Below are 19,934 nucleotides of genomic sequence, written 5' to 3'. Positions count from 1 at the left end.
TCATCCCTTCTGTTGTGTGTCTCGCGCGAGCTTGCCCGGCACCCCGCCGATCGAGCCCGCACCCATCGTAATCACCACGTCGCCCGCCTTCGCGATGCGCGCGATCGCCTCAGGCAGTGCGTCGATCGTATCGACGAACACCGGCTCGACCTTGCCCGCCGCGCGCAGCGCGCGCGACAGCGCGTCGCCGTTCGCGGTCGGAATCGGCGCTTCGCCCGCCGCGTACACTTCGGTCAGCACGAGCGCGTCGACCGTCGACAGCACGTTGACGAAATCGTCGAAGCAATCACGCGTGCGCGTGTAGCGGTGCGGCTGGAACGCGAGCACGAGCCGGCGGCCGGCAAACGCGCCGCGCGCGGCCGCGATCGTCGCCGCCATCTCGACCGGATGGTGGCCGTAATCGTCGATCAGCGTGTACGCGCCGCCGTGCGCGAGCGGCACTTCGCCGTAGCGCTGAAAACGCCGGCCGACGCCGGTGAATTCCGAGAGCGCCTGCTGGATCGCCGCGTCGTCGACGCCGAGATCGGTCGCGATCGCGATCGCCGCGAGCGCGTTCTGCACGTTGTGCAGCCCCGGCAGATTCAGCACGACGGGCAGCGGCGCGCGCCCTTCGCGCTGCACCGTGAAATGCATCCGGCCGTCGCGGGCCTCGACGTGCTCCGCGCGCACCTGCGCGTCCGCCGCAAGCCCATAGCGCACCACGGGCCTCGAGATCAGCGGAATGATTTGACGCACGTTCGGATCGTCGACGCACACGACCGCGCTGCCGTAGAACGGCAGCCGCTGCGTGAATTCGATGAATGCCTGTTTGAGCCGCGCGAAATCGTGGCCGTAGGTATCCATGTGATCGGCGTCGATGTTCGTGATCACCTCGATCACCGGATACAGGTTCAGGAACGACGCGTCCGACTCGTCCGCTTCGGCAACGATGAAATCGCCCGTGCCGAGCCGCGCATTCGCGCCCGCGCTCGTCAGGCGTCCGCCGATCACGAACGTCGGATCGAGGCCGCCCGCGGCAAGCACGCTCGCCACCAGGCTCGTCGTGGTGGTCTTGCCGTGCGTGCCTGCGATCGCGATCCCCTGCTTCAGGCGCATCAGCTCCGCGAGCATCACCGCGCGCGGCACGATCGGCACGCGCAGACGGCGCGCGGCGAGCACCTCCGGATTGTCCGAGCGCACCGCGCTCGACACGACAACCGCATTCGCGCCTTCGATGTTCGCTGCGTCATGGCCGATCGACACGCGCGCGCCGAGCGCCTCGAGGCGCTCGGTCACCGCGTTGCGCGCGAGATCGGAGCCGCTCACCTGGTAGTCCAGGTTCACGAGCACTTCGGCAATGCCGCTCATGCCCGCGCCGCCGATTCCGACGAAATGAATATGTTTGACGATGTGTTTCATTGCTTTCCTTCCAGCCTCGCGCCCGCCACCGCCGCGCACACCCGCGCGACTTCGTCGGTGGCGTCCGGCTTGGCGAGCGAGCGCGAACGCTCGGCCATCGCCGCGAGCAACTCTCGCGACTGGCCGCGCAACCAATCGGCAAGCAGTTCGGCCGACAAGTCGCGTTGCTGCACCAGCACTGCCGCGCCTTGTTCGGCCAGGAACGCGGCGTTGGTCGTCTGATGATCGTCGACCGCATACGGAAACGGCACGAACAGCGCCGCCACTCCCACCGCCGCGATTTCCGCGACCGTCATCGCACCGGAGCGGCAGATCACCAGATCGGCGCTCGCATACGCGTTCGCCATGTCGTCGATGAACGGCACAAGCTCGACGTCGCGGCCGGCCGCGAGCCCGGCGGCCGCATAGTTCTCCCTGAGCGTATCGATGTGTTTCGCGCCCGCCTGATGGACTACTTGCGGCCGCTCGCCGGCAGCGAGCAGCGCCAGCGCGCGCGGCACCACCTCATTCAACGCCGCGGCCCCCAGACTGCCGCCGACGACGAGCAGCTTGAGCTTGCCGCTGCGCGCCGCATAGCGTGCTTGGGGTGATTCCGTGCGCGCAAGTTCCGCACGAATCGGATTACCCGTCCATTGCGCATGCGGCAACGCGCCGGGAAACGCGACGAGCACGCGCTTCGCAAGCTTCGCGAGCACTCGGTTCGTCAGCCCCGCGATCGAATTCTGCTCGTGCAGCACGAGCGGCCGCCCCGTCAACGTCGCCATCAGGCCGGCCGGAAACGTGATGTAGCCGCCCATGCCGAGTACGACGTCGGGCTTCACGCGCGACAGTGCGCACAAACTCTGCACACACGCACGCAGCAGATTAAAGGGCAGCGCGAGCTTCGTTTTCAGCCCTTTGCCACGCAGCCCGCCGAAGTTCACATATTCCATCGGAATGCCGTGCTTCGGCACGAGCGTCGCTTCCATGCCGGACGGATTGCCGAGCCAAACGACCCGCCAGCCCTGCGCCTGCATCCGGTGCGCGACCGCGAGCCCCGGAAACACGTGGCCTCCGGTGCCGCCAGCCATCACCATCAGCGTGCGCTGCGCTGCGCTCATACCTTTCCTCCGCGCATCAGCACCCTGTTTTCATAATCGACGCGCAACAGCACCGCCAGCGCGACGCAGTTGAGCAGAATGCCCGAGCCGCCATAACTGACGAGCGGCAAAGTCAAGCCCTTGGTCGGCAGCAAGCCAAGATTCACGCCCATATTGATGAACGCTTGCGCACCGAACCAAATGCCTACGCCCTTTGCCATCAAGCCCGCGAACGTGCGGTCGAGCGCGAGCGCCTGACGGCCGATCTCGAACGCGCGGCGCACGATCCAGTAAAAGAGCAGGATCACGACGAGCACGCCGATGAAACCCAACTCCTCGCCAATCACCGCAAGAATGAAGTCGGTATGCGCTTCCGGCAGATAGTTGAGCTTCTCGACGCTGCCGCCGAGGCCGACGCCGAACCACTCGCCGCGCCCGAACGCGATCAGCGAGTGCGTGAGCTGATACGCCTTGCCCTGCGCATAGCGCTCGTCCCACGGATCGAGATACGCGAAGATCCGCTCGCGCCGCCACGGCGAAAGCCAGACCAGCATCGTGAACGTGCCGACCGCAGTCGCAACGAGGCCGCCGAACAGCTTGCCGTTCACGCCGCCGAGGAACAGCACGCCCATCGCGATCGCCGCGATCACCATGAACGCGCCCATGTCGGGCTCCAGCAGCAGCAGCGCGCCGACGAGGCCCACCGCACACGCCATCGGCAAGAAGCCCTTCGCGAAGCTCTGCATATATTCCTGCTTGCGAACCGTGTAGTTCGCCGCATAGATCGTCACCGCGAGCTTCATGATCTCCGAAGGCTGCATGTTCGTGATGCCCAGCGGAATCCAGCGGCGCGCGCCGTTCACGCCTTTGCCGACATGCGGAATCAGCACGATCACGAGGCCGACGAGCGCGATCAGGAACAGATGCGGTGCGTATTTATCCCACGTCGAAACCGGCACGCGGAACGCGACCACCGCAGCGACGAACGCGACGACGAGCGACACGACGTGACGCAGCAGGAACGCATAATCGTGATACGACGCGTATTTCGGCGAATCCGGCATCGCGATCGAAGCCGAATACACCATCACGACCCCGAGCCCGAGCAGCGCAACGGCGACCCACAGCAGCGAATAGTCGAAATCGAGCATGCGCGAGCGAGTCGGGCGCGCACCGTTGACGACGCTTGCGAGCCCCGTCGTGATGCGCGACGAACCGGACGCGCCCCGGGCCGCCGAGCGCGATGCGCCGCCGCCCGCGTCGCGCGCGTTGTTGAAACGGAAAACGAAGCGATCGGACCAGCTCATAACGTCGTTCCTTTTTCCAAGGCGATGTCTTCGACCGCGCTACGGAACACGTCGGCCCGATGCGCATAATTCCTGAACATATCGAGGCTCGCGCATGCGGGCGACAACAATACCGCGTCGCCCGGCTGCGCGAGCGCGCTCGCCGCGCGCACCGCCGCCTCGAGCGTCGCATGCTCGGCAAGCGGCACGCCGGCGTCGGCCAGCGCCGCGCAAATCGCGCCCGCGTCGCGGCCGATCAGCATCACCGCACGGCACCAGCGCGCGACGGGCGCCGCGAGCGGCGCGAAATCCTGACCCTTGCCGTCACCGCCCGCGATCAGCACCGTGCGCTGCGCCAGCCCGTCGAGCGCGGCGACGGTCGCGCCGACGTTCGTGCCCTTGCTGTCGTCGACGTAATCGATGCCGTCGAGCGTCGCGATCACCTCGACCCGGTGCGGCTCGCCCCGGTATTCACGCAAGCCGTGCAACAGCGGCGCAGCCGGCAGCTCGACCGCGCGCGCGAGCGCATAGGCGGCGAGTGCGTTCGCCGCGTTGTGCAGCCCGCGGATGCGCAACGCGTCGGCGGGCATCAGGCGCTTCATGCCGATATCCGGCGTGTGCGCGGCGTCCTGCCTGCGGCGCCGCGACGTCGGGGCGCCCGCATCGGCCGCGTCGCGATCGACCGCCTCGACAAGCCACGCGATCCCATTGTCGCGTGACAAACCGTAGTCGCCGTCGGCGCCCGGCTCGTTCAAGCCGAACGTGACAGCGCGCGGCGCATCGGCGGCCGCGGGCGCGAACTTCATCACCTCGGCGTCGTCGCGGTTCAGCACGCGCACCGTGCGCGGCCCGAAGATCCGGCCCTTCGCGGCCGCGTAGGCGGCAAAGCCGCCGTGCCAGTCGAGATGGTCCTGCGTGATATTGAGAATCGCCGCGGCGTCGGGCGCGAACGTATGCGCGGTTTCGAGCTGAAAGCTCGACAGCTCGAGCACCCAGACGTCCGGCAGCGCGGCCGCGTCGATCGCTTCGGCAAGCTTGTCGAGCATCGCCGGGCTGATGTTGCCCGCAACCGCGACCTTCCTGCCCGCGCGTTCGCACAGCAGGCCCGTGAGGCTCGTCGTGGTCGTCTTGCCGTTCGTGCCGGTAATCGCGATCACCTTCGGCGCATAGCCGCTCGCACCCAGCGCCTTCAATGCCTGCGCGAAGAATTCGAGCTCGCCCCACACCGGCACGCCCCGCTCGCGCGCGGCAGCGACGAGCGGCGCGACGTCATCGGCAAGCGGCGACAAGCCGGGGCTCAGCGCAACGAGTTCGATCCCGCCGTCGAGCAGCGCCGGTGCGAACGCACCGCCGACGAATTCGGCGTCGATTCCCGCAGCGGCAAGCGCATCAAGATTGGGCGGGGTCTCGCGCGTATCGGCAATACGCTGCCGGCACCCGTGCGTCGCGCACCATCGCGCGATCGCGAGGCCCGATTCGCCGAGCCCCAACACGAGCACCATCGGCCGCTGCCGATCTCCGAACATCTCGCCAAACATCCTGAGCTTCCCTTTACCGCAGCTTGAGGGTGGACAAACCGAACAGGCAGAGCATCAATGTGATGATCCAGAAACGCACCACCACCTGCGTTTCCTTCCAGCCCGACAATTCGAAATGATGATGCAGCGGCGCCATCTTGAAGATGCGCCGCCCTTCGCCGTAACGGCGCTTCGTGTACTTGAACCACGTGACCTGCAGCATCACCGACAGCGTCTCGGCAACGAAGATGCCGCCCATGATGAAGAGCACGATCTCCTGGCGCACGATCACGGCGACCGTGCCGAGCGCGCCGCCCAGCGCGAGCGCGCCGACGTCGCCCATGAACACCTGCGCGGGGTGCGTGTTGTACCAGAGGAACGCGAGCCCCGCGCCGCCCATCGCCGAGCAGAAGATCAGCAGCTCGCCCGCGCCCGGAATGTGCGGAAACAGCAGATATTTCGAATAGACGGCGCTGCCCATCACGTAGGCGAACACGCCGAGCGACGCGCCGACCAGCACGACCGGCATGATCACGAGGCCGTCGAGGCCATCGGTCAAGTTCACCGCGTTGCTCGCGCCGACGATCACGAAATACGTGAGCGCGATGAAGCCCCAGACGCCGAGCGGATAGCTGATCGACTTGAGAAACGGCAGCAGCAGATCCGCGCGCGCGGGCAGCCCCATCGATAGCCCGCTTTGCACCCACGCGATGAACAGATCGAACACACGCGCGTTATTCGCCTCGGACACGCTGAACGCCAGATAAACGGCCGCGAAGAGGCCGATCACCGATTGCCAGAAATACTTCTCGCGCGACGACATCCCGCGCGGGTCCTTATAGACGACCTTCCGGTAATCGTCGACCCAGCCGATCACGCCGAAGCCGAACGTGACGAGCATCACGATCCAGATGAAACGGTTCGTCAGATCGCCCCACAGGAGCGTCGCGACCGCGATGCCGATCAGGATCAGCACGCCGCCCATCGTCGGCGTGCCCGATTTCACGAGATGCGTTTGCGGACCGTCCTTGCGCACCGCCTGGCCGACCTTCATCTCGGTGAGCTTGCGAATCACCCACGGACCGCAGACGAGGCCGATCACGAGCGCCGTGATCGTGGCCATCACCGCCCGGAACGTCAGGTACGTGAACAAGCGCAAAAAGCTTGCGTCACTTTGCAGCCATTGCGCCAACGCCAGCAGCATGCTCTTACTTCCTTTCTTCAGTGTGCGCCGGGCGCAGCGCCCGGCGCGGTTGCGTTCGCGAGCGCATCGACCACGCGCTCCATCTTCATGTACCGCGAGCCTTTCACCAGCAGCGTCGCGCGAGCGCCGAAGCCCGCCGCGCCGAGCGCGGCGATCAGCGCCTGCGCGTCGTCGAAACGCTGCGCGCCGGCGCCATACGCATCGCATGCCGGCTGCGTGGCCGCGCCGAGCGCGAAGAGCGCATCGATTCCGCGCTCGCGCGCGTATGCGCCGATCTCGCGATGGAACGCCGGCCCTTCGTCGCCGACCTCACCCATCTCGCCGATCACGAGCACACGCGGTGCGGACTGCGCAGCGAGCACGTCGATCGCGGCGCGCATCGAATCCGGGTTCGCGTTGTATGTGTCGTCGATCAACGTCGCGCCGGCGAGCAGGCCGGCCGTCGCGCGCTTGACCTGCAGCCGCCCTTTCACCGGCTCGAACGCCTCGAGCCCGGCCTTGACCGCGGCAAGCGGCACGCCGGCCGCGAGCGCCGCCGCCGTCGCCGCGAGCGCGTTGCGCGCGTTGTGCTCGCCGAGCGCGCGCAATTGCACGTCGACGCTGCCGTCCGGCGTCTCGATTGCCAAACGGCTGCCGTCAAGCGTGCCCGTCACGGCGGCGGACATCGCGGGCGCGGCACCGTGCAGCGCGAAATCGACGATCCGGTTGCCGGTCGCGGCGACGCGCCAGATGCCCGCATACGCGTCGTCAGCCGGAAATACGGCGACACCGTCCGGCCCGAGCGCGTGAATCACCGATGCATGCTCGAGCGCGACCGCCTCGACCGTCGCCATGAATTCCTGATGCTCGCGCTGCGCGTTGTTGACGAGTGCAACCGTGGGCGCCGCGATCCGCGCGAGCGTTTCGGTCTCGCCCGGATGGTTCATCCCGAGTTCGACAACCGCGAGCCGGTGCGCGGCGCACAGACGCAGCAGCGTGAGCGGCAGGCCGATGTCGTTGTTCAAATTGCCCGATGTCGCAAGCCGCGCCTGTTCACCGACCGCCGCCGAGAAGATCGCCGCGATCATCTCCTTGACGGTCGTCTTGCCGTTGCTGCCCGTCACCGCGACGACCGGCACCGCGAAGCGCGTGCGCCAGCCGTGCGCCAGCGCGCCGAGTGCCGCGCGCGTATCGGCAACCTTCAGCGCAGGCAAATGCCCCTCGGCCGGGTTGCGCGAGACCAGCGCCGCGCTCGCCCCGCGGGCGGCGACGTCGGTCAAAAAATCGTGCGCATCGAAACGCTCGCCCTTCAGCGCGACGAACAGATCGCCCGGCCCCGCCGTGCGGCTGTCCGTCGACACTCGCGCAAACGACGCGTGCTCGTCGCCTAGTACGGTTGCACCCGGGATCATTGCGGCGGCTTCGCGCAAAGTCAGCATCGTCATTCGCCGCCTCCGCGCACCTGCGTCGTGCGTGCGGCCAGCGCGAGACGCGCATGGTCCTGATCGGAAAACACGCGCTTCTTGCCCATGATTTCCTGCGTCGCCTCGTGCCCCTTGCCGGCGAGCAGCACGACATCGTCGCGCGCGGCGCCGCGCACCACCTGCAAGATCGCGCTCGCGCGATCCTCGAGCCGACGGGCACGCGCCGGCTCCCGCATCCCGGCGACGATCTGGTCGATGATCCTTTGCGGGTCCTCGCTGCGCGGGTTGTCGCTCGTCACGACGACCTTGTCGGCGAGACGCTCGGCGATCGCGCCCATCAGCGGGCGCTTCGTCGGGTCGCGATCGCCGCCGCAGCCGAACATGCAGACAAGTTCGCCGCCGCGCGCCTGCGCGATCGGACGCAGCGCATCGAGCGTTTTCTCGAGCGCGTCAGGCGTATGCGCATAATCGACGACGACGAGCGGCTCGTCGTTCTGCAGCCGGCCGCCGAGCCGCTGCATCCGGCCGTTCACCGGTTCGAGCCCTTCGAGCTCGGCGATCGCCGTATCGAACGGCACATCGGCAGCGAGCAACGCGCCGAGCACCGCGAGCAGATTGCTGACGTTGAACGCGCCGAGCGTGCTGGCCTCGACGTCCGCCTCGCCCCACGGCGACGTCACGCGAAACGCGGTGCCTGTCGCCGTCGCGCGGACATCGGTCGCGACAAGTTCGCGATCCGCGCCTACGGCATCGGCACGCGCGCCGATGCCGTAGGCGAGCGTGCTCACGCGGCCGGCGAGCGTCGCCAGCAAGCGGCGGCCAGCCGCATCGTCGCGATTGACGACCGCCGCGCGCAGCCCGCGCCACGCAAAGAGCCTGGCCTTCGCCGCCTCATAGGCTTCGAACGTATGGTGATAGTCGAGATGGTCTTGCGTGAGATTCGTGAAAACCGCGATGTCGAACGCGGTACCGTTCACGCGCCCCTGATGCAGCGCATGCGACGATACTTCCATCGCCGCCGCCTGAGCGCCGGCGTCGCGCAATTTCGCGAGACTGCGCTGCAGTTGCGGCGCATCGGGCGTCGTGAAGCCCGTATGCACGAGTTGGCCCGGCATCCCGCTGCCGAGCGTGCCGATCACCGCGCACGGCCGCCGCAGCGCGGACAGCGCCGCGGCGATCCACTGCGTGCACGACGTCTTGCCATTCGTCCCCGTTACGCCGATCGTGAGCAACGCATCACTCGGATCGCCATACCAGCCGCTCGCTATCTCGCCCGCGAGCACATCGAGCGCGGGAACGGCGAGCGATACCGCCGGATCGAGTTTCGCGGCATCGAAATTTTCCGGTTGATACAACACGGCGGCCGCGCCGCGCGCGAGCGCGTCGGCAATGAACGGGCGATTGTCCGCACCGTCGACCGCATACGCGAAAAACACGTCGCCGGCCTGCACGCTGCGCGTGTCGGCGTGCAACTGCGCGCCCGCCGCGGCATGCGCGCGCAGCCACGCGAGCGCGGCCGCGATTTGGGAATGCGCCGGATGAGAACTGCGCACGGCGCTCATCGAACAACTCCAGGATGGTTATGTGTCGTACTCGACACGGTGATGCGCTTGGCCGGCGCCGTGGCAGACAGCTTGTACGGCGCGGCGGCGTTCGCGCCGCTCGCGGCCTCGCCGGACACGACGAGCTGCTTGACCGGCATGTTGGGCGGCACGTTCAACGCGCGCAGCGTATCGCCTGCGATCGCCGAAAATACGGGGCCCGACACCTGGCCGCCGAAGTGGCTGCCCGTCGTCGGCTCGTCGACCGACACCGCGACGACGATGCGTGGATTCGGCATCGGCGCCATGCCAATGAACGACGCGCGATACTTTTTGTGATCATAGCCACGGCCGACCTGCTTGTATGCGGTGCCGCTCTTGCCGCCGACGCGATAGCCGGGCACCGCCGCATCGGGCGACGTGCCGCCGGGCGCGACGACGGTCTCGAGCATCGCACGCACTTCGCGTGTGGTCGTCGGCGCGAAAACCTGCGGGCCGCTTGGCGGCTGCTCGTCGTTGGTCTTGAAGATCGTGAGTGGCATCAGCTCGCCGTCGTGCGCGATTGCCGTGTACGCGCGCGCAAGCTGAAACAGCGACACCGACAACCCGTAGCCATACGACATCGTCGCCTGCTCGATCCGGCGCCAGTTCTTCCACGGCCGCAAACGCCCGGCCGCCGCCCCCGGAAAACCGACCTTCGGCGCCTGCCCGAGCCCGATGCTCGTATACATATTCCACATTTCCTCGGGCCGCATCGTCATCGCAATCTTCGTCGCACCGATATTGCTCGATTTCTGGATCACGCCGCCGACCGTCAGCGTGCCGAAGCCCGCATCGTCGGTAATCGGCGCGCCGTCGAGCACGAAATGGCCATTGCCCGTGTTGACGAGCGTCGAAGGCGTCACGCGATGCAAATCGAGCGCGAGCGACACCGTGAGCGGCTTCATGATCGAGCCCGGCTCGAACACGTCGGTCAGCACGCGGTTGCGCAACTGCTCGCCCGTCAGGTGCGAGCGATCGTTCGGGTTGTAAGTCGGATAATTGACGAGCGACAGCACCTCGCCCGAGCGCACGTCGACCACGACCGCCGCGCCCGCCTTCGCATGGAATTTTTCGACGGCCGCCTTCAGATTCGTATAGGTGATGTACTGAATCTTGCTGTCGATCGACAGCCCCACGTCCGTCCCGTCGTGCGGAGGAAGCTGCTCGTCGACATCCTCGACGATATGCCCCAGCCGGTCCTTGATCACGCGCCGGCTGCCGGATGCGCCGGCGAGCAGCTTCTGGTCCGCGAGTTCGACGCCTTCCTGCCCTTCGTCCTCGACGTTCGTGAAGCCGATCAGATGCGCCGTGATCTCGCCTTCCGGATAGAAGCGCTTGTATTCACCACGCTGATAGATGCCGGGGATGTCGAGCTTCGCGACCTGATCGGCAACATTGAGCGGCACCTGACGCTTCACGTAGACGAACGTCTTGTCCTCCGACAGCTTCGCCCTCAGCTCCTTCGTGGTCATCCCGAGCAGCTTGCCGAGCGCGGCGAGCTTGTCGCCGCCGAAATCGTCCGGCACGTCGGCCGGAATCGCCCAGATTGCGCGCACCGGCAGACTCGTCGCGAGCACGAGGCCATTGCGGTCGAGGATCTTGCCGCGCGTCGCCGGCAGCTCGAGCGTGCGCTGATAACGACTCTCGCCCTGCTTCTGATAGAACGCGTTGCCGGGTCCCTGAATCCAGAACGCACGCGCGGCGAGCGCGACGAACGCCATGAACAGCAGGAACACGACAAACTTCGAGCGCCACATCGGCAGGTGCACCGATAACACGGGGCTCGATGCGAATTTCACGCCTTGCGCACGCTTGGACGCCGGCTTCATCGCGCGCCTCCCTGAGCCGCGACGGCGCTGGAAGGCAGCGGCGCATCAGCCGCCTTCGCGTCGCCGGACGGCGCCGTCAGATATTGCGTGCGGCCCGTCGAAATCGGCTGCATTTTCAGCGAACTCGTCGCAAGCTGCTCAATGCGCGATGTCTTCGACAACGCGCTTTGCTGATACTGAAGCTGCGCGTAGTCCTGATGAAGCTGATGCTCCTGAGATTGCGCGCGTTGCAACTGGATGAAGATCTGCCGCTGCTGGTTCGTCGAATTGACGACCGACAGCGCGCATCCCATCACGATGATCAGCAGAAAGATATTGAGGCGGCTCATGGCGCGACGCGCTCCGCGATGCGCATCACCGCCGAGCGGGCACGCGGATTGGCCAAGACTTCCGCGTCGCCCGGGAATTTGCGGCCGAGCAGCTTGAGTGGCGGGCTGGGCAGATCGACGGCGCGGATCGGCAGACGACGATCGACAGCAGGCGCACTCGCATGCGCCTGCATGAATCGCTTGACGATCCGGTCCTCCAGCGAATGAAAGCTGATGACCACGAGCCGCCCCCCTTGCTCCAACGCCGTCAATGCTGCCTCTAGAACGACTTGCAGGTCCGCAAGCTCTTGATTGACGTGAATCCGTATAGCTTGAAAGGTGCGGGTTGCCGGATCCTTGCCCTTCTCACGGGTCTTGACGACGTGACCCACGATTTGGGCAAGCTCGCGCGTGCTGTCGAGAGGCCCGAGACGGTCGGACTCTGCCCGGCGAGCAGCAATCGCCTTTGCAATCTGAAAAGCAAACCGTTCTTCCCCATAATCCCGTATCACCTCCGTCAATTCCTGCACCGACGCTCGCGCGAGCCACTCAGCCGCCGATTCACCACGCGTCGGGTCCATCCTCATATCGAGCGGGCCGTCTGCGCGAAAGCTGAAGCCGCGCTCCGGATCGTCGACCTGTGGCGACGACACGCCCAAATCCAGCAACACGCCCGACACCCGCCCTATTCCACGCTCGGCCAGCGCGCCGGCGAGCGACGCGAAGCTGTCATGAACAATCTCGAAGCGCGCGTCCCCGATGCCCGCAGCCGTTTCAATCGCACGCGGATCCTTGTCGAACGCGATCAGCCGGCCCGCCGGCGCGAGCCGCGCGAGCACCGCGCGGCTATGACCGCCACGCCCGAACGTGCCGTCGACATAGATACCGTCAGGCCGCGCCACGAGCGCATCGACCGCCTCATCCAACAGCACCGTGCGATGCTGCAATTCGTTTCCCATCGCGGGCGCCTTCCTCACCGCAATCAGAACGTGAAATTCTTCAGCGCCTCGGGCATGCCCTGCGCCATCGCCGCCTGCTCCTTCGCGATGTAGGTCTGCGCATCCCACAGCTCGAAGTGACTTCCCATTCCCAGCAACATGACTTCCTTTTCCAGCCCGGCCGCCATCCGCAGCTCGGGAGACACGAGAATCCGGCCCGCGCTGTCGAGATCGACATCCATCGCGTTGCCCAGAAAAATGCGGCGCCACCAGTGCGCGTCCATCGGTAGCGCGGCAATCTTTGCGCGGAACACTTCCCATTCAGGACGCGGAAACAGCAACAGGCAGCCGTCCGGGTGCTTGGTCACAGTCACCCGTCCTTCTGCCTGTCCTTGCAGCGCCTCGCGATAGCGGGACGGCACCGACATCCGTCCTTTCGCATCGAGCGTCAGCGCCGACGCCCCTTGAAACACGTTTCCGCTCTCCCGATCAGGGCGCCGAAGAATCCGCCCAACGCTGAAAATTTAGCCGGAAAACCCCGGCAAATCACACAAAAATACACTTTCTCACACTGTCTCCCACTTTAGAGGAACGCCTATGGACGGTCAAGGGAGACGGCCGATTTTTTGACGAATTTTGTTATTCAGAACAAGGACTTACGCGCATCACCTCAAGTCACCCATCATGCCAAAAAACGTTATAAATGAATGGACTAGTGCAATTTGTGAAAGTGGTACATGAGAAGCACGCCCCAGGTCGGCGCGGCGGCAGGGATTTCAGAAGAGAAAACAGCGGAGGGAAAACGGCGGGGCGGGTTAGCGTCCGGAACGGCACGAATACAGCCGTTCCGGACTGACTATTTAAAGATAGTAGGCAGTGCTTGTCATTACTTTCGACGCGGCGCGCATCAGCATACGCGCCGGCTGCGGCAGCTCGATTCCGCCCGCTTCGGCCGCCGTCTTGCCGTGCTTGATCTCGTCGATGCGCATTTGCTCGACGATCGCGCGCGATTCGACGTCCGCCGCCGGCAAAGCAGATAAGTGGCTGTCGAGATGGCTCTCGACCTGACGCTCCGTTTCAGCCATGAACCCGAGGCTCACCTTGTCACCGAACCGCCCGGCAATGACGCCGATCGCGAGCGCGCCCGCATACCACAGCGGATTCAGCAAGCTCGGCCGGGAATCGAGCGTCTTCAGACGATGCGCGGTCCATGCGAGATGATCCTCCTCTTCGCGTGCGGCCTCGTCGAACATTTCCTTGAGCGCACTCGATGACGTCGTGAGCTTCTGCGCCTGATAAAGCGCCTGAGCACATACCTCACCGACATGATTCACCCGCATCAATCCCGCCGCATGCTTGCGCTCGGCAGCGGTAAGTTCGGCGCTTGCCTCAACAGCGGGCGTGGGCACCGGCCGGCTCATTCGGCTCACGCCCGTCATCGAGCGCAAGCCCCGGTCAAATTCACTGATCAACTCGTCGAACACCATTGCGTTTCTCCATGCCGACGCGCCGCTTTTCGTAAGGAAAGCGTAACAAAATAATTGCTCATGCTTATTACGGTAGCGCCGGAAATAGCGGTTAACCCGTGATTTTACCCATTGTTGCATAAAGGAAACATGAGGAATCTCATGTCGCGCTTTCCCTTTGTCGCCTTTAGTCCATTTGCTAAATTACGAGCGCTTCTTTCGAAGTTCGAGCAGGCCCGAGACCTCAAAACACGACGATGGCCGCCACAAAAAATTTCATATTTGGAGATCTTTCAATGAAGAAATCGCTTTTCGCGCTCGTCGCGTTGAGCGCGTTTGCTGGTGCGGCGCACGCGCAAAGCAGCGTGACACTCTACGGCATCATCGACGAGGGCTTCAACATCAATACGAATGCGGGCGGCAAGCATAAGTACGACCTGACGAGCGGCGTCATGCAGGGCAGCCGCTGGGGCTTGCGCGGCACTGAAGATCTCGGCGGCGGACTGAAAGCCGTCTTCGTGCTCGAAAACGGCTTCAACGCCAGCACCGGCCAAATCAACCAAGGCGGCCTCGAATTCGGCCGTCAAGCGTATGTCGGCCTATCGAGCGGCTTCGGCACGGTCACGCTCGGCCGCCAATATGACTCCGTCGTCGATTTCGTCGGCCCGCTCGCCGTCGGCGATCAGTGGGGCGGCTACATTGCCGCGCACCCCGGCGACCTCGACAACTTCAACAACGCCTATCGCGTGAACAATGCAATCAAGTTCACCAGTGCAAACTACGGCGGCTTCACGTTCGGCGGCCTGTACAGCCTCGGCGGCATCGCCGGCGACTTCAGCCGCAACCAGACTTGGTCGCTCGGCGCCGGCTACACGAACGGCCCGCTCTCGCTGGGTGTCGGCTACCTGAACGCACGCACGCCATCGACATCGGGCGGCCTGTTCGGCAACAACACGACGTCGAGCACGCCAGCCGCCGTGACGTCTCCCGTCTATGCCGGCTACGCTTCCGCGCATACGTACCAGGTGATCGGCGCGGCCGCAGCGTACACGATCGGCGCTGCAACGATCGGCGCGACGTACTCGAACATCAAGTTTATGAACTTCGCCAGCGCCGTGTTCCCAAACCAAACCGCGACGTTCAACAACGGCGAAGTCAGCTTCAAGTATCAATTGACCCCGGCCCTCGTCGCCGGCGCCGCGTATGACTACACGCAGGGCAGCAAGATCGCCGGCCAGTCGGCGGCAAAATATCACCAGGGCTCGGCGGGCGTCGATTATTTCCTGTCGAAACGCACCGACGTCTATATGATCGGCGTGTACCAGCACGCATCGGGCAACGTGATCGAAGCGAACGGCAATACCATTGGGCCGGCAACCGCGGCGATCAACGGCATCACGCCATCGTCGAACCGCAATCAGTTCACGGCGCGCGTCGGCATCCGCCACAAGTTCTGATACATGCGCAGTAGCGGGTAATGAATATCCCGCAGTCGCTTAAAAGGCGCCCGAGGGCGCCTTTTTTATTGACGATGTGACGATGCCGCTACGCGAAAAAGTCGCGCCCGAAAATGAATGCGTCGAACCTCGCGCGCCGCACGCAGCGCTTGTCACGCCTTGCCGTCACGCAGCTCGCGGCGCAGGATCTTGCCGACGTTGGTCTTCGGCAGCTCGGTGCGGAATTCGACGTATTTGGGCCGCTTGTAGCCGGTCAGGCGCTCCTTGCAGTAAGCGAGAATTTCCTTGTCCGTGAGCGCCGGGTCCTTTTTCACGACGAACAGCTTCACCGCCTCGCCCGAATGCTCGTCGGGCACGCCGACGGCCGCCACCTCGAACACGCCCGGATGCGACGCGACCACATCCTCAACCTCGTTCGGATAAACGTTGAAGCCCGATACGAGAATCATGTCCTTCTTTCGGTCGACGATCTTCACGTAGCCGCGCTCGTCCATCACACCGATGTCGCCCGTCTTGAAGAAGCCGTCCGGCATCATGACCTGCGCGGTTTCGTCCGGACGATTCCAATAACCCGCCATCACCTGCGGGCCGCGAATGCAGATTTCGCCAGGCTGGCCGAGCGCGACGTCGGCGCCGGCATCGTCGCGGATCGCGATTTCGGTCGACGGCAACGGCAAGCCGATCGTGCCGCTGTATTCGGTTGCCGTGACCGGATTGCAGGTTGCAACGGGCGACGTTTCCGACAAGCCGTAGCCCTCGACGATCGGCGTTTTCGTCTTTTCGTACCAACGTTTCGCCACGCTTTCCTGAACCGCCATCCCTCCCGCATTGGCGACCGCGAGCTTCGAGAAATCGAGCTGGTCGAAGTCCGGATGATTCAACAGGGCGTTATAAAGCGTATTGACGGCCGGAAACGTGATGATCTGGATACCTTTCAATTCCTTGATCGTACCCGCAATGTCGCGCGGATTCGGAATCAGGATGCCAGTACCGCCCGTGCGCAAGGTCAGCAGCCCGCAAACGGTCAGCGCGAACACGTGATAGAGCGGCAGCGCAACCACGGTATTGAACTGCGTCACTTCAGGACGCAGCGTGTAAGCAGGCTGATGCCACGCCTGCGCTTGCAATACATTCGCGACGATATTGCGGTGTAGCAGCGTCGCGCCCTTCGCCACGCCGGTCGTGCCGCCCGTGTACTGTAGGAACGCGACGTCGTCCGGCTTCGGCTTGGCCGGCTTGAAGCTCTGCTTGGCGCCTTCGGCAAGCGCCGCGTTGAAACGCGTAAACGATGGCAAGCGCCACGCCGGCACCAACTTCTTCACGCGACGCACGACATAATTGACGATCAAACCCTTGAAACCAAGCAGATCGCCCATCGCCGCGACGACGACGTGCTTGATCGACGTACCGGCGATCACCGCCTGCAACGTCGTCACGAAATTCTCGAGAATCACGATCGCTTGCGCGCCGCTGTCCTTGAGCTGGTGTTCAAGCTCACGCGGCGTGTAGAGCGGATTGACGTTGACGACCGTATAACCCGCGCGCAGCACAGCCGCGATCGTCACCGGGTACTGCAGCACGTTCGGCATCATGATCGCGATCCGCGCGCCAGGCGCAAGCCCGCGCGATTGAAACCACGCGCCGAGCTTTTGCGATAGCGCGTCGAGTTCGCCATAGGTGATCGCCTTGCCCATGCAAATAAAGGCTTGCCGTTCGCGATAGAGGCGAAAGCTTTCTTCGAGCAGATCAGGAACGGACGAATACGGGGACGCGTCAATTTCGGCTGGCACGCCGGGGGGATACGACTTCAGCCAAATCTTCTCCATGCAGCGCGTCTCCAGGCTCATTTTCGAATGGTCGTGCTAAAAATTGCATCGTAGCCGGTCGGTCCCTCCGAGACAATCCAGTTAGACACTCCTTTCCAACTTTGCCAACGCTGCCGGGCAGCGGCAGCGCGCGGCGTCGTTCGTTCATCCGTGCGTCTTTTCCGCGGTTTTCCCACATCCTTTACACACGCTCCACTTCAACCAGGCAATCGTAGAACGTCGCGCCGCGCCCGAGATCGGTCAACGCCTGGCTCGTCACCTGATTCGCGTTCCGTCCGTCCGGCGCAAGCTTCTTCCACCAGATCGATAAGCCGACGACGAGCCCTTCGCGCGCGCGTTCGGTTACCCGCGCCTTCGCCTGCAGCGAGCCGCGGTCATTGAAGATCCGCACGATATCGCCCTCTTCGATACCGCGCTGCATAGCATCAGCTGGGTGGATGTCGAGATACGGCTCACCTTCAGCCGAACGCAGGCTCGCGACGTTGACGAACGTACTATTTAGAAAATGACGGGCCGGCGGGGAAATCATCGCGAGCGGATAGCGGGCCGCCAGTTCCGGCGCGCCGTCCGCCGATTCATAAGGCGGCAGATAGTCGGGCACCGGATCGAGCCCCAACTGCGCGAGACGTTCACTGTAAAACTCGCATTTCCCGGATGGCGTTCGGAAACCGCCGTTCGCAAACGGCGCATCGGCAAGCTTCAGCTTGATCCAACGCGCCTGCTTGAGCGTATCCCAATTACTTTGCAGCGACGGATCATTCCAGTGCAGCGATGCGCGTGCGAGCGCTTCATCGTCTTCATACAGCGCGGGCTCGTCGAGCCCCATTCGGCGCGCGATACCGCGGAAGATCTCGGTATTCGGCCGGGCCTCGCCAACCGGCTCGATCGATGGCAGATTCGCCATCACATACGTATGGCCATACGATTTATGGACATCGAGATGTTCGAGCTGCGAGGTTGCCGGCAACACAAGATCGGCGTAATCGGCCGTATCTGTCTTGAAATGCTCGAGAACGATCGTGAATAAATCTTCTCGCGCAAAACCTGCGGCGACTTTGCCTGAATCGGGCGCCACCGCCACCGGGTTCGAATTGTAGACGATGACCGCCTCTATCTTCGGACCGAAATCCCCTCCGCCGGGATGCAACAACGCGTCGCCAATTGCATTCATATTGATCGAACGCGGCAGCTTATTCGGCCAACCAGGCAGTAAATCCGGGCGTCTGAGCGCCGCATGGTTAATCGGCGCCCATTCGGCCGAGGACAGCAGCAGGCCGCCCGCGCGCTCCCGCCATGCACCGGTGAGCGCGGGCAGCGAAGCGATCGCGCGTACCGCGTTGCCGCCACCCCGTGCGCGTTGCATGCCGTAGTTCAGACGAATGGATGCCTTGCGCGTATGGCCGTAAATACGGGCCAGTTTGATGATTTCCGACTCAGATATTCCGCAGATCCGCGCGACTCGCTCCGGGGAGTAACTCATCGCACGCGCCTTCAATGCGTCGAAACCGAGCGTGTGATCGCGGATAAAATCATGATCGAGAAGCCCCTCGCCGATCAGCACGTGCATCATGCCAAGCGCGAACGCGCCGTCCGTGCCCGGTTTCAGCGCGATGTGACGATGGCATTTTTCGGCCGTCAGCGACCGGTATGGATCGATCGCAATCAATTGCGCACCCCGACGTTTGGCTTCTTGAGCACGCGTCCAAAAATGCAAATTCGACGCGATCGGATTAGCCCCCCAAATCAAAATCAATTCACTTTCTTCGTAAAATTCGACATGCATGCCGATATTGGCGCCGTAGGTATACTGAAGTCCTGCGGTGCCCGCAGCGGAGCAGATCGTCCTTTCGAGTAATGAGGCGCCCAATACATTAAAAAAACGCTGGGCGATACTTTCGCCTTGAATCAGCCCCATTGTTCCTGCATAGCTATAGGGCACGATCGCTTCCGGAGCGCGGCGCGCGATTTCCGAGAGCCGTTCGGCCGCCAGCTCGTTAGCTGCCTCCCAGCTAATCGGCTCAAAACGCCCTTCTCCTTTTCGTCCCACCCGCTTAAGCGGCACGGTCAGTCGCTCAGGATGATGAACGCGCTCCGCGTATCGGCTCACTTTCGTGCATAGAACGCCTTGAGTGGGTGCATGATCCGGATCTCCCGTAACCTTGACCGCTCGACCATTCTCGACGGTGACGCGCATTGCACAGGTGTCTGGGCAGTCATGCGGGCAAACTGCTCGAGCGATTTGGATTGGGGCGGACATGTTTTATCGACTCAGTTTCTGTGGGTCCGGTGATTTTACGCTTTGAACTTACTAAATCTCGGGGTTCCAGGTGGGCAGCAGGGAAATCTGGCAACGCGATCGACGTTTCGATTCAAGGCATAGCACTCCACCTTCCGCTGCCGATCTGACGAGAAGATCCACGATATGCCTTACGGATGGTGGGTATTCGCGTGATTTCGGAGAAGGGGTAAGCGGTCAGACGGCTGGGCCATTAATGGGGGATAAGAGGAAGGGAGGGGGCGAAACGGACGCGCGGCTGGGTCAACAAAGGGGTGGCGTGACGGGAGCGCGTTGCGAGAGGGAGGGGGATGAGAGGGGTTTGTGGGGTTAGAAAGCAAAAACCCCCGCTGGTTAGGCGGGGG

The 19,934-nt window shown here is 63.9% G+C and carries 15 protein-coding genes; 1 reads left to right on the top strand and 14 read right to left on the bottom strand.

All coding sequences use genetic code 11. The features are described 5' to 3' along the window. The 12 genes from murC to coq7 all read right to left on the bottom strand — a co-directional run bounded on the left by murC (position 1) and on the right by coq7 (position 14,032). Entirely contained in the window at positions 1-1,398 is a 1,398-nt protein-coding gene (murC, locus tag WS68_RS00770) for a UDP-N-acetylmuramate--L-alanine ligase (protein WP_059569002.1), read from the bottom strand. Further along, positions 1,395-2,498 (bottom strand): undecaprenyldiphospho-muramoylpentapeptide beta-N-acetylglucosaminyltransferase, encoded by a 1,104-nt coding sequence (gene murG, locus WS68_RS00765; RefSeq protein WP_059569001.1) that lies wholly within the window; start codon positions 2,496-2,498, stop codon positions 1,395-1,397. Before murG ends, murC begins: the two co-directional genes overlap by 4 nt. Continuing rightward, positions 2,495-3,784, bottom strand: a complete 1,290-nt coding sequence (gene ftsW, locus WS68_RS00760) for a putative lipid II flippase FtsW (protein ID WP_059569000.1) — start codon at positions 3,782-3,784, stop codon at positions 2,495-2,497. Before ftsW ends, murG begins: the two co-directional genes overlap by 4 nt. Next, positions 3,781-5,289, bottom strand: a complete 1,509-nt coding sequence (murD, locus tag WS68_RS00755; RefSeq protein WP_059569161.1) for a UDP-N-acetylmuramoyl-L-alanine--D-glutamate ligase — start codon at positions 5,287-5,289, stop codon at positions 3,781-3,783. Before murD ends, ftsW begins: the two co-directional genes overlap by 4 nt. Before the next feature lie 25 nt (positions 5,290-5,314). Continuing rightward, positions 5,315-6,484: a phospho-N-acetylmuramoyl-pentapeptide-transferase gene (mraY, locus tag WS68_RS00750; RefSeq protein ID WP_059515762.1), complete on the bottom strand. Its 1,170-nt coding sequence runs from the start codon at positions 6,482-6,484 to the stop codon at positions 5,315-5,317. A 17-nt stretch (positions 6,485-6,501) separates the two neighbouring features. Beyond that, positions 6,502-7,908, bottom strand: coding sequence for a UDP-N-acetylmuramoyl-tripeptide--D-alanyl-D-alanine ligase (locus WS68_RS00745; RefSeq protein WP_059568999.1), 1,407 nt, complete (start codon positions 7,906-7,908; stop codon positions 6,502-6,504). Then, on the bottom strand, positions 7,905-9,449 hold the full coding sequence (locus WS68_RS00740) for a UDP-N-acetylmuramoyl-L-alanyl-D-glutamate--2,6-diaminopimelate ligase (RefSeq protein ID WP_059568998.1): 1,545 nt from the start codon (positions 9,447-9,449) through the stop codon (positions 7,905-7,907). The genes WS68_RS00745 and WS68_RS00740 overlap by 4 nt, the downstream gene beginning before the upstream one ends. Further along, positions 9,446-11,299, bottom strand: a complete 1,854-nt coding sequence (locus WS68_RS00735) for a peptidoglycan D,D-transpeptidase FtsI family protein (protein WP_059568997.1) — start codon at positions 11,297-11,299, stop codon at positions 9,446-9,448. The genes WS68_RS00740 and WS68_RS00735 overlap by 4 nt, the downstream gene beginning before the upstream one ends. Beyond that, positions 11,296-11,628 (bottom strand): cell division protein FtsL, encoded by a 333-nt coding sequence (gene ftsL, locus WS68_RS00730; RefSeq protein WP_059568996.1) that lies wholly within the window; start codon positions 11,626-11,628, stop codon positions 11,296-11,298. Before ftsL ends, WS68_RS00735 begins: the two co-directional genes overlap by 4 nt. Then, positions 11,625-12,566 (bottom strand): 16S rRNA (cytosine(1402)-N(4))-methyltransferase RsmH, encoded by a 942-nt coding sequence (gene rsmH, locus WS68_RS00725; RefSeq protein ID WP_059568995.1) that lies wholly within the window; start codon positions 12,564-12,566, stop codon positions 11,625-11,627. Before rsmH ends, ftsL begins: the two co-directional genes overlap by 4 nt. A gap of 23 nt (positions 12,567-12,589) precedes the next feature. Beyond that, positions 12,590-13,018, bottom strand: a complete 429-nt coding sequence (gene mraZ / locus WS68_RS00720; protein WP_038754498.1) for a division/cell wall cluster transcriptional repressor MraZ — start codon at positions 13,016-13,018, stop codon at positions 12,590-12,592. 387 nt (positions 13,019-13,405) lie between these two features. Next, complete coding sequence (coq7, locus tag WS68_RS00715) at positions 13,406-14,032, bottom strand: 2-polyprenyl-3-methyl-6-methoxy-1,4-benzoquinone monooxygenase (protein ID WP_059568994.1); 627 nt, start codon at positions 14,030-14,032, stop codon at positions 13,406-13,408. 275 nt (positions 14,033-14,307) lie between these two features. Between coq7 and WS68_RS00710 the strand changes: the two genes are divergently transcribed. Beyond that, a complete protein-coding gene (locus WS68_RS00710; RefSeq protein ID WP_059568993.1) occupies positions 14,308-15,468 on the top strand; it encodes a porin in 1,161 nt (386 codons plus the stop codon). Between the two features lie 152 nt (positions 15,469-15,620). Here the strand turns inward: WS68_RS00710 and WS68_RS00705 are convergent, their stop codons facing one another. Further along, complete coding sequence (locus tag WS68_RS00705) at positions 15,621-17,294, bottom strand: long-chain fatty acid--CoA ligase (RefSeq protein WP_059568992.1); 1,674 nt, start codon at positions 17,292-17,294, stop codon at positions 15,621-15,623. A 181-nt stretch (positions 17,295-17,475) separates the two neighbouring features. Then, positions 17,476-19,551, bottom strand: a complete 2,076-nt coding sequence (locus WS68_RS00700) for a molybdopterin-containing oxidoreductase family protein (protein ID WP_059568991.1) — start codon at positions 19,549-19,551, stop codon at positions 17,476-17,478. Between the last annotated feature and the right edge of the window lie 383 nt (positions 19,552-19,934).

The organism is Burkholderia sp. TSV86 (assembly GCF_001522865.1).
Lineage (GTDB): Bacteria > Pseudomonadota > Gammaproteobacteria > Burkholderiales > Burkholderiaceae > Burkholderia.
Note: the sequence above shows the minus strand (reverse complement) of the source record. Positions and strands in the feature narration are given on the sequence as shown.

Excerpts from the sequence above, each read along its gene's own strand:
- WS68_RS00745 (WP_059568999.1), bottom strand. The coding sequence starts at position 7,908 with ATGACGATGCTGACTTTGCGCGAAGCCGCCGCAATGATCCCGGGTGCA.
- coq7 (WP_059568994.1), bottom strand. The coding sequence starts at position 14,032 with ATGGTGTTCGACGAGTTGATCAGTGAATTTGACCGGGGCTTGCGCTCG.
- murC (WP_059569002.1), bottom strand. The coding sequence starts at position 1,398 with ATGAAACACATCGTCAAACATATTCATTTCGTCGGAATCGGCGGCGCG.
- WS68_RS00740 (WP_059568998.1), bottom strand. The coding sequence starts at position 9,449 with ATGAGCGCCGTGCGCAGTTCTCATCCGGCGCATTCCCAAATCGCGGCC.
- ftsW (WP_059569000.1), bottom strand. The coding sequence starts at position 3,784 with ATGAGCTGGTCCGATCGCTTCGTTTTCCGTTTCAACAACGCGCGCGAC.
- WS68_RS00710 (WP_059568993.1), top strand. The coding sequence starts at position 14,308 with ATGAAGAAATCGCTTTTCGCGCTCGTCGCGTTGAGCGCGTTTGCTGGT.
- mraY (WP_059515762.1), bottom strand. The coding sequence starts at position 6,484 with ATGCTGCTGGCGTTGGCGCAATGGCTGCAAAGTGACGCAAGCTTTTTG.
- murD (WP_059569161.1), bottom strand. The coding sequence starts at position 5,289 with ATGTTCGGAGATCGGCAGCGGCCGATGGTGCTCGTGTTGGGGCTCGGC.
- ftsL (WP_059568996.1), bottom strand. The coding sequence starts at position 11,628 with ATGAGCCGCCTCAATATCTTTCTGCTGATCATCGTGATGGGATGCGCG.
- WS68_RS00700 (WP_059568991.1), bottom strand. The coding sequence starts at position 19,551 with ATGTCCGCCCCAATCCAAATCGCTCGAGCAGTTTGCCCGCATGACTGC.
- rsmH (WP_059568995.1), bottom strand. The coding sequence starts at position 12,566 with ATGGGAAACGAATTGCAGCATCGCACGGTGCTGTTGGATGAGGCGGTC.
- murG (WP_059569001.1), bottom strand. The coding sequence starts at position 2,498 with ATGAGCGCAGCGCAGCGCACGCTGATGGTGATGGCTGGCGGCACCGGA.
- WS68_RS00705 (WP_059568992.1), bottom strand. The coding sequence starts at position 17,294 with ATGGAGAAGATTTGGCTGAAGTCGTATCCCCCCGGCGTGCCAGCCGAA.
- WS68_RS00735 (WP_059568997.1), bottom strand. The coding sequence starts at position 11,299 with ATGAAGCCGGCGTCCAAGCGTGCGCAAGGCGTGAAATTCGCATCGAGC.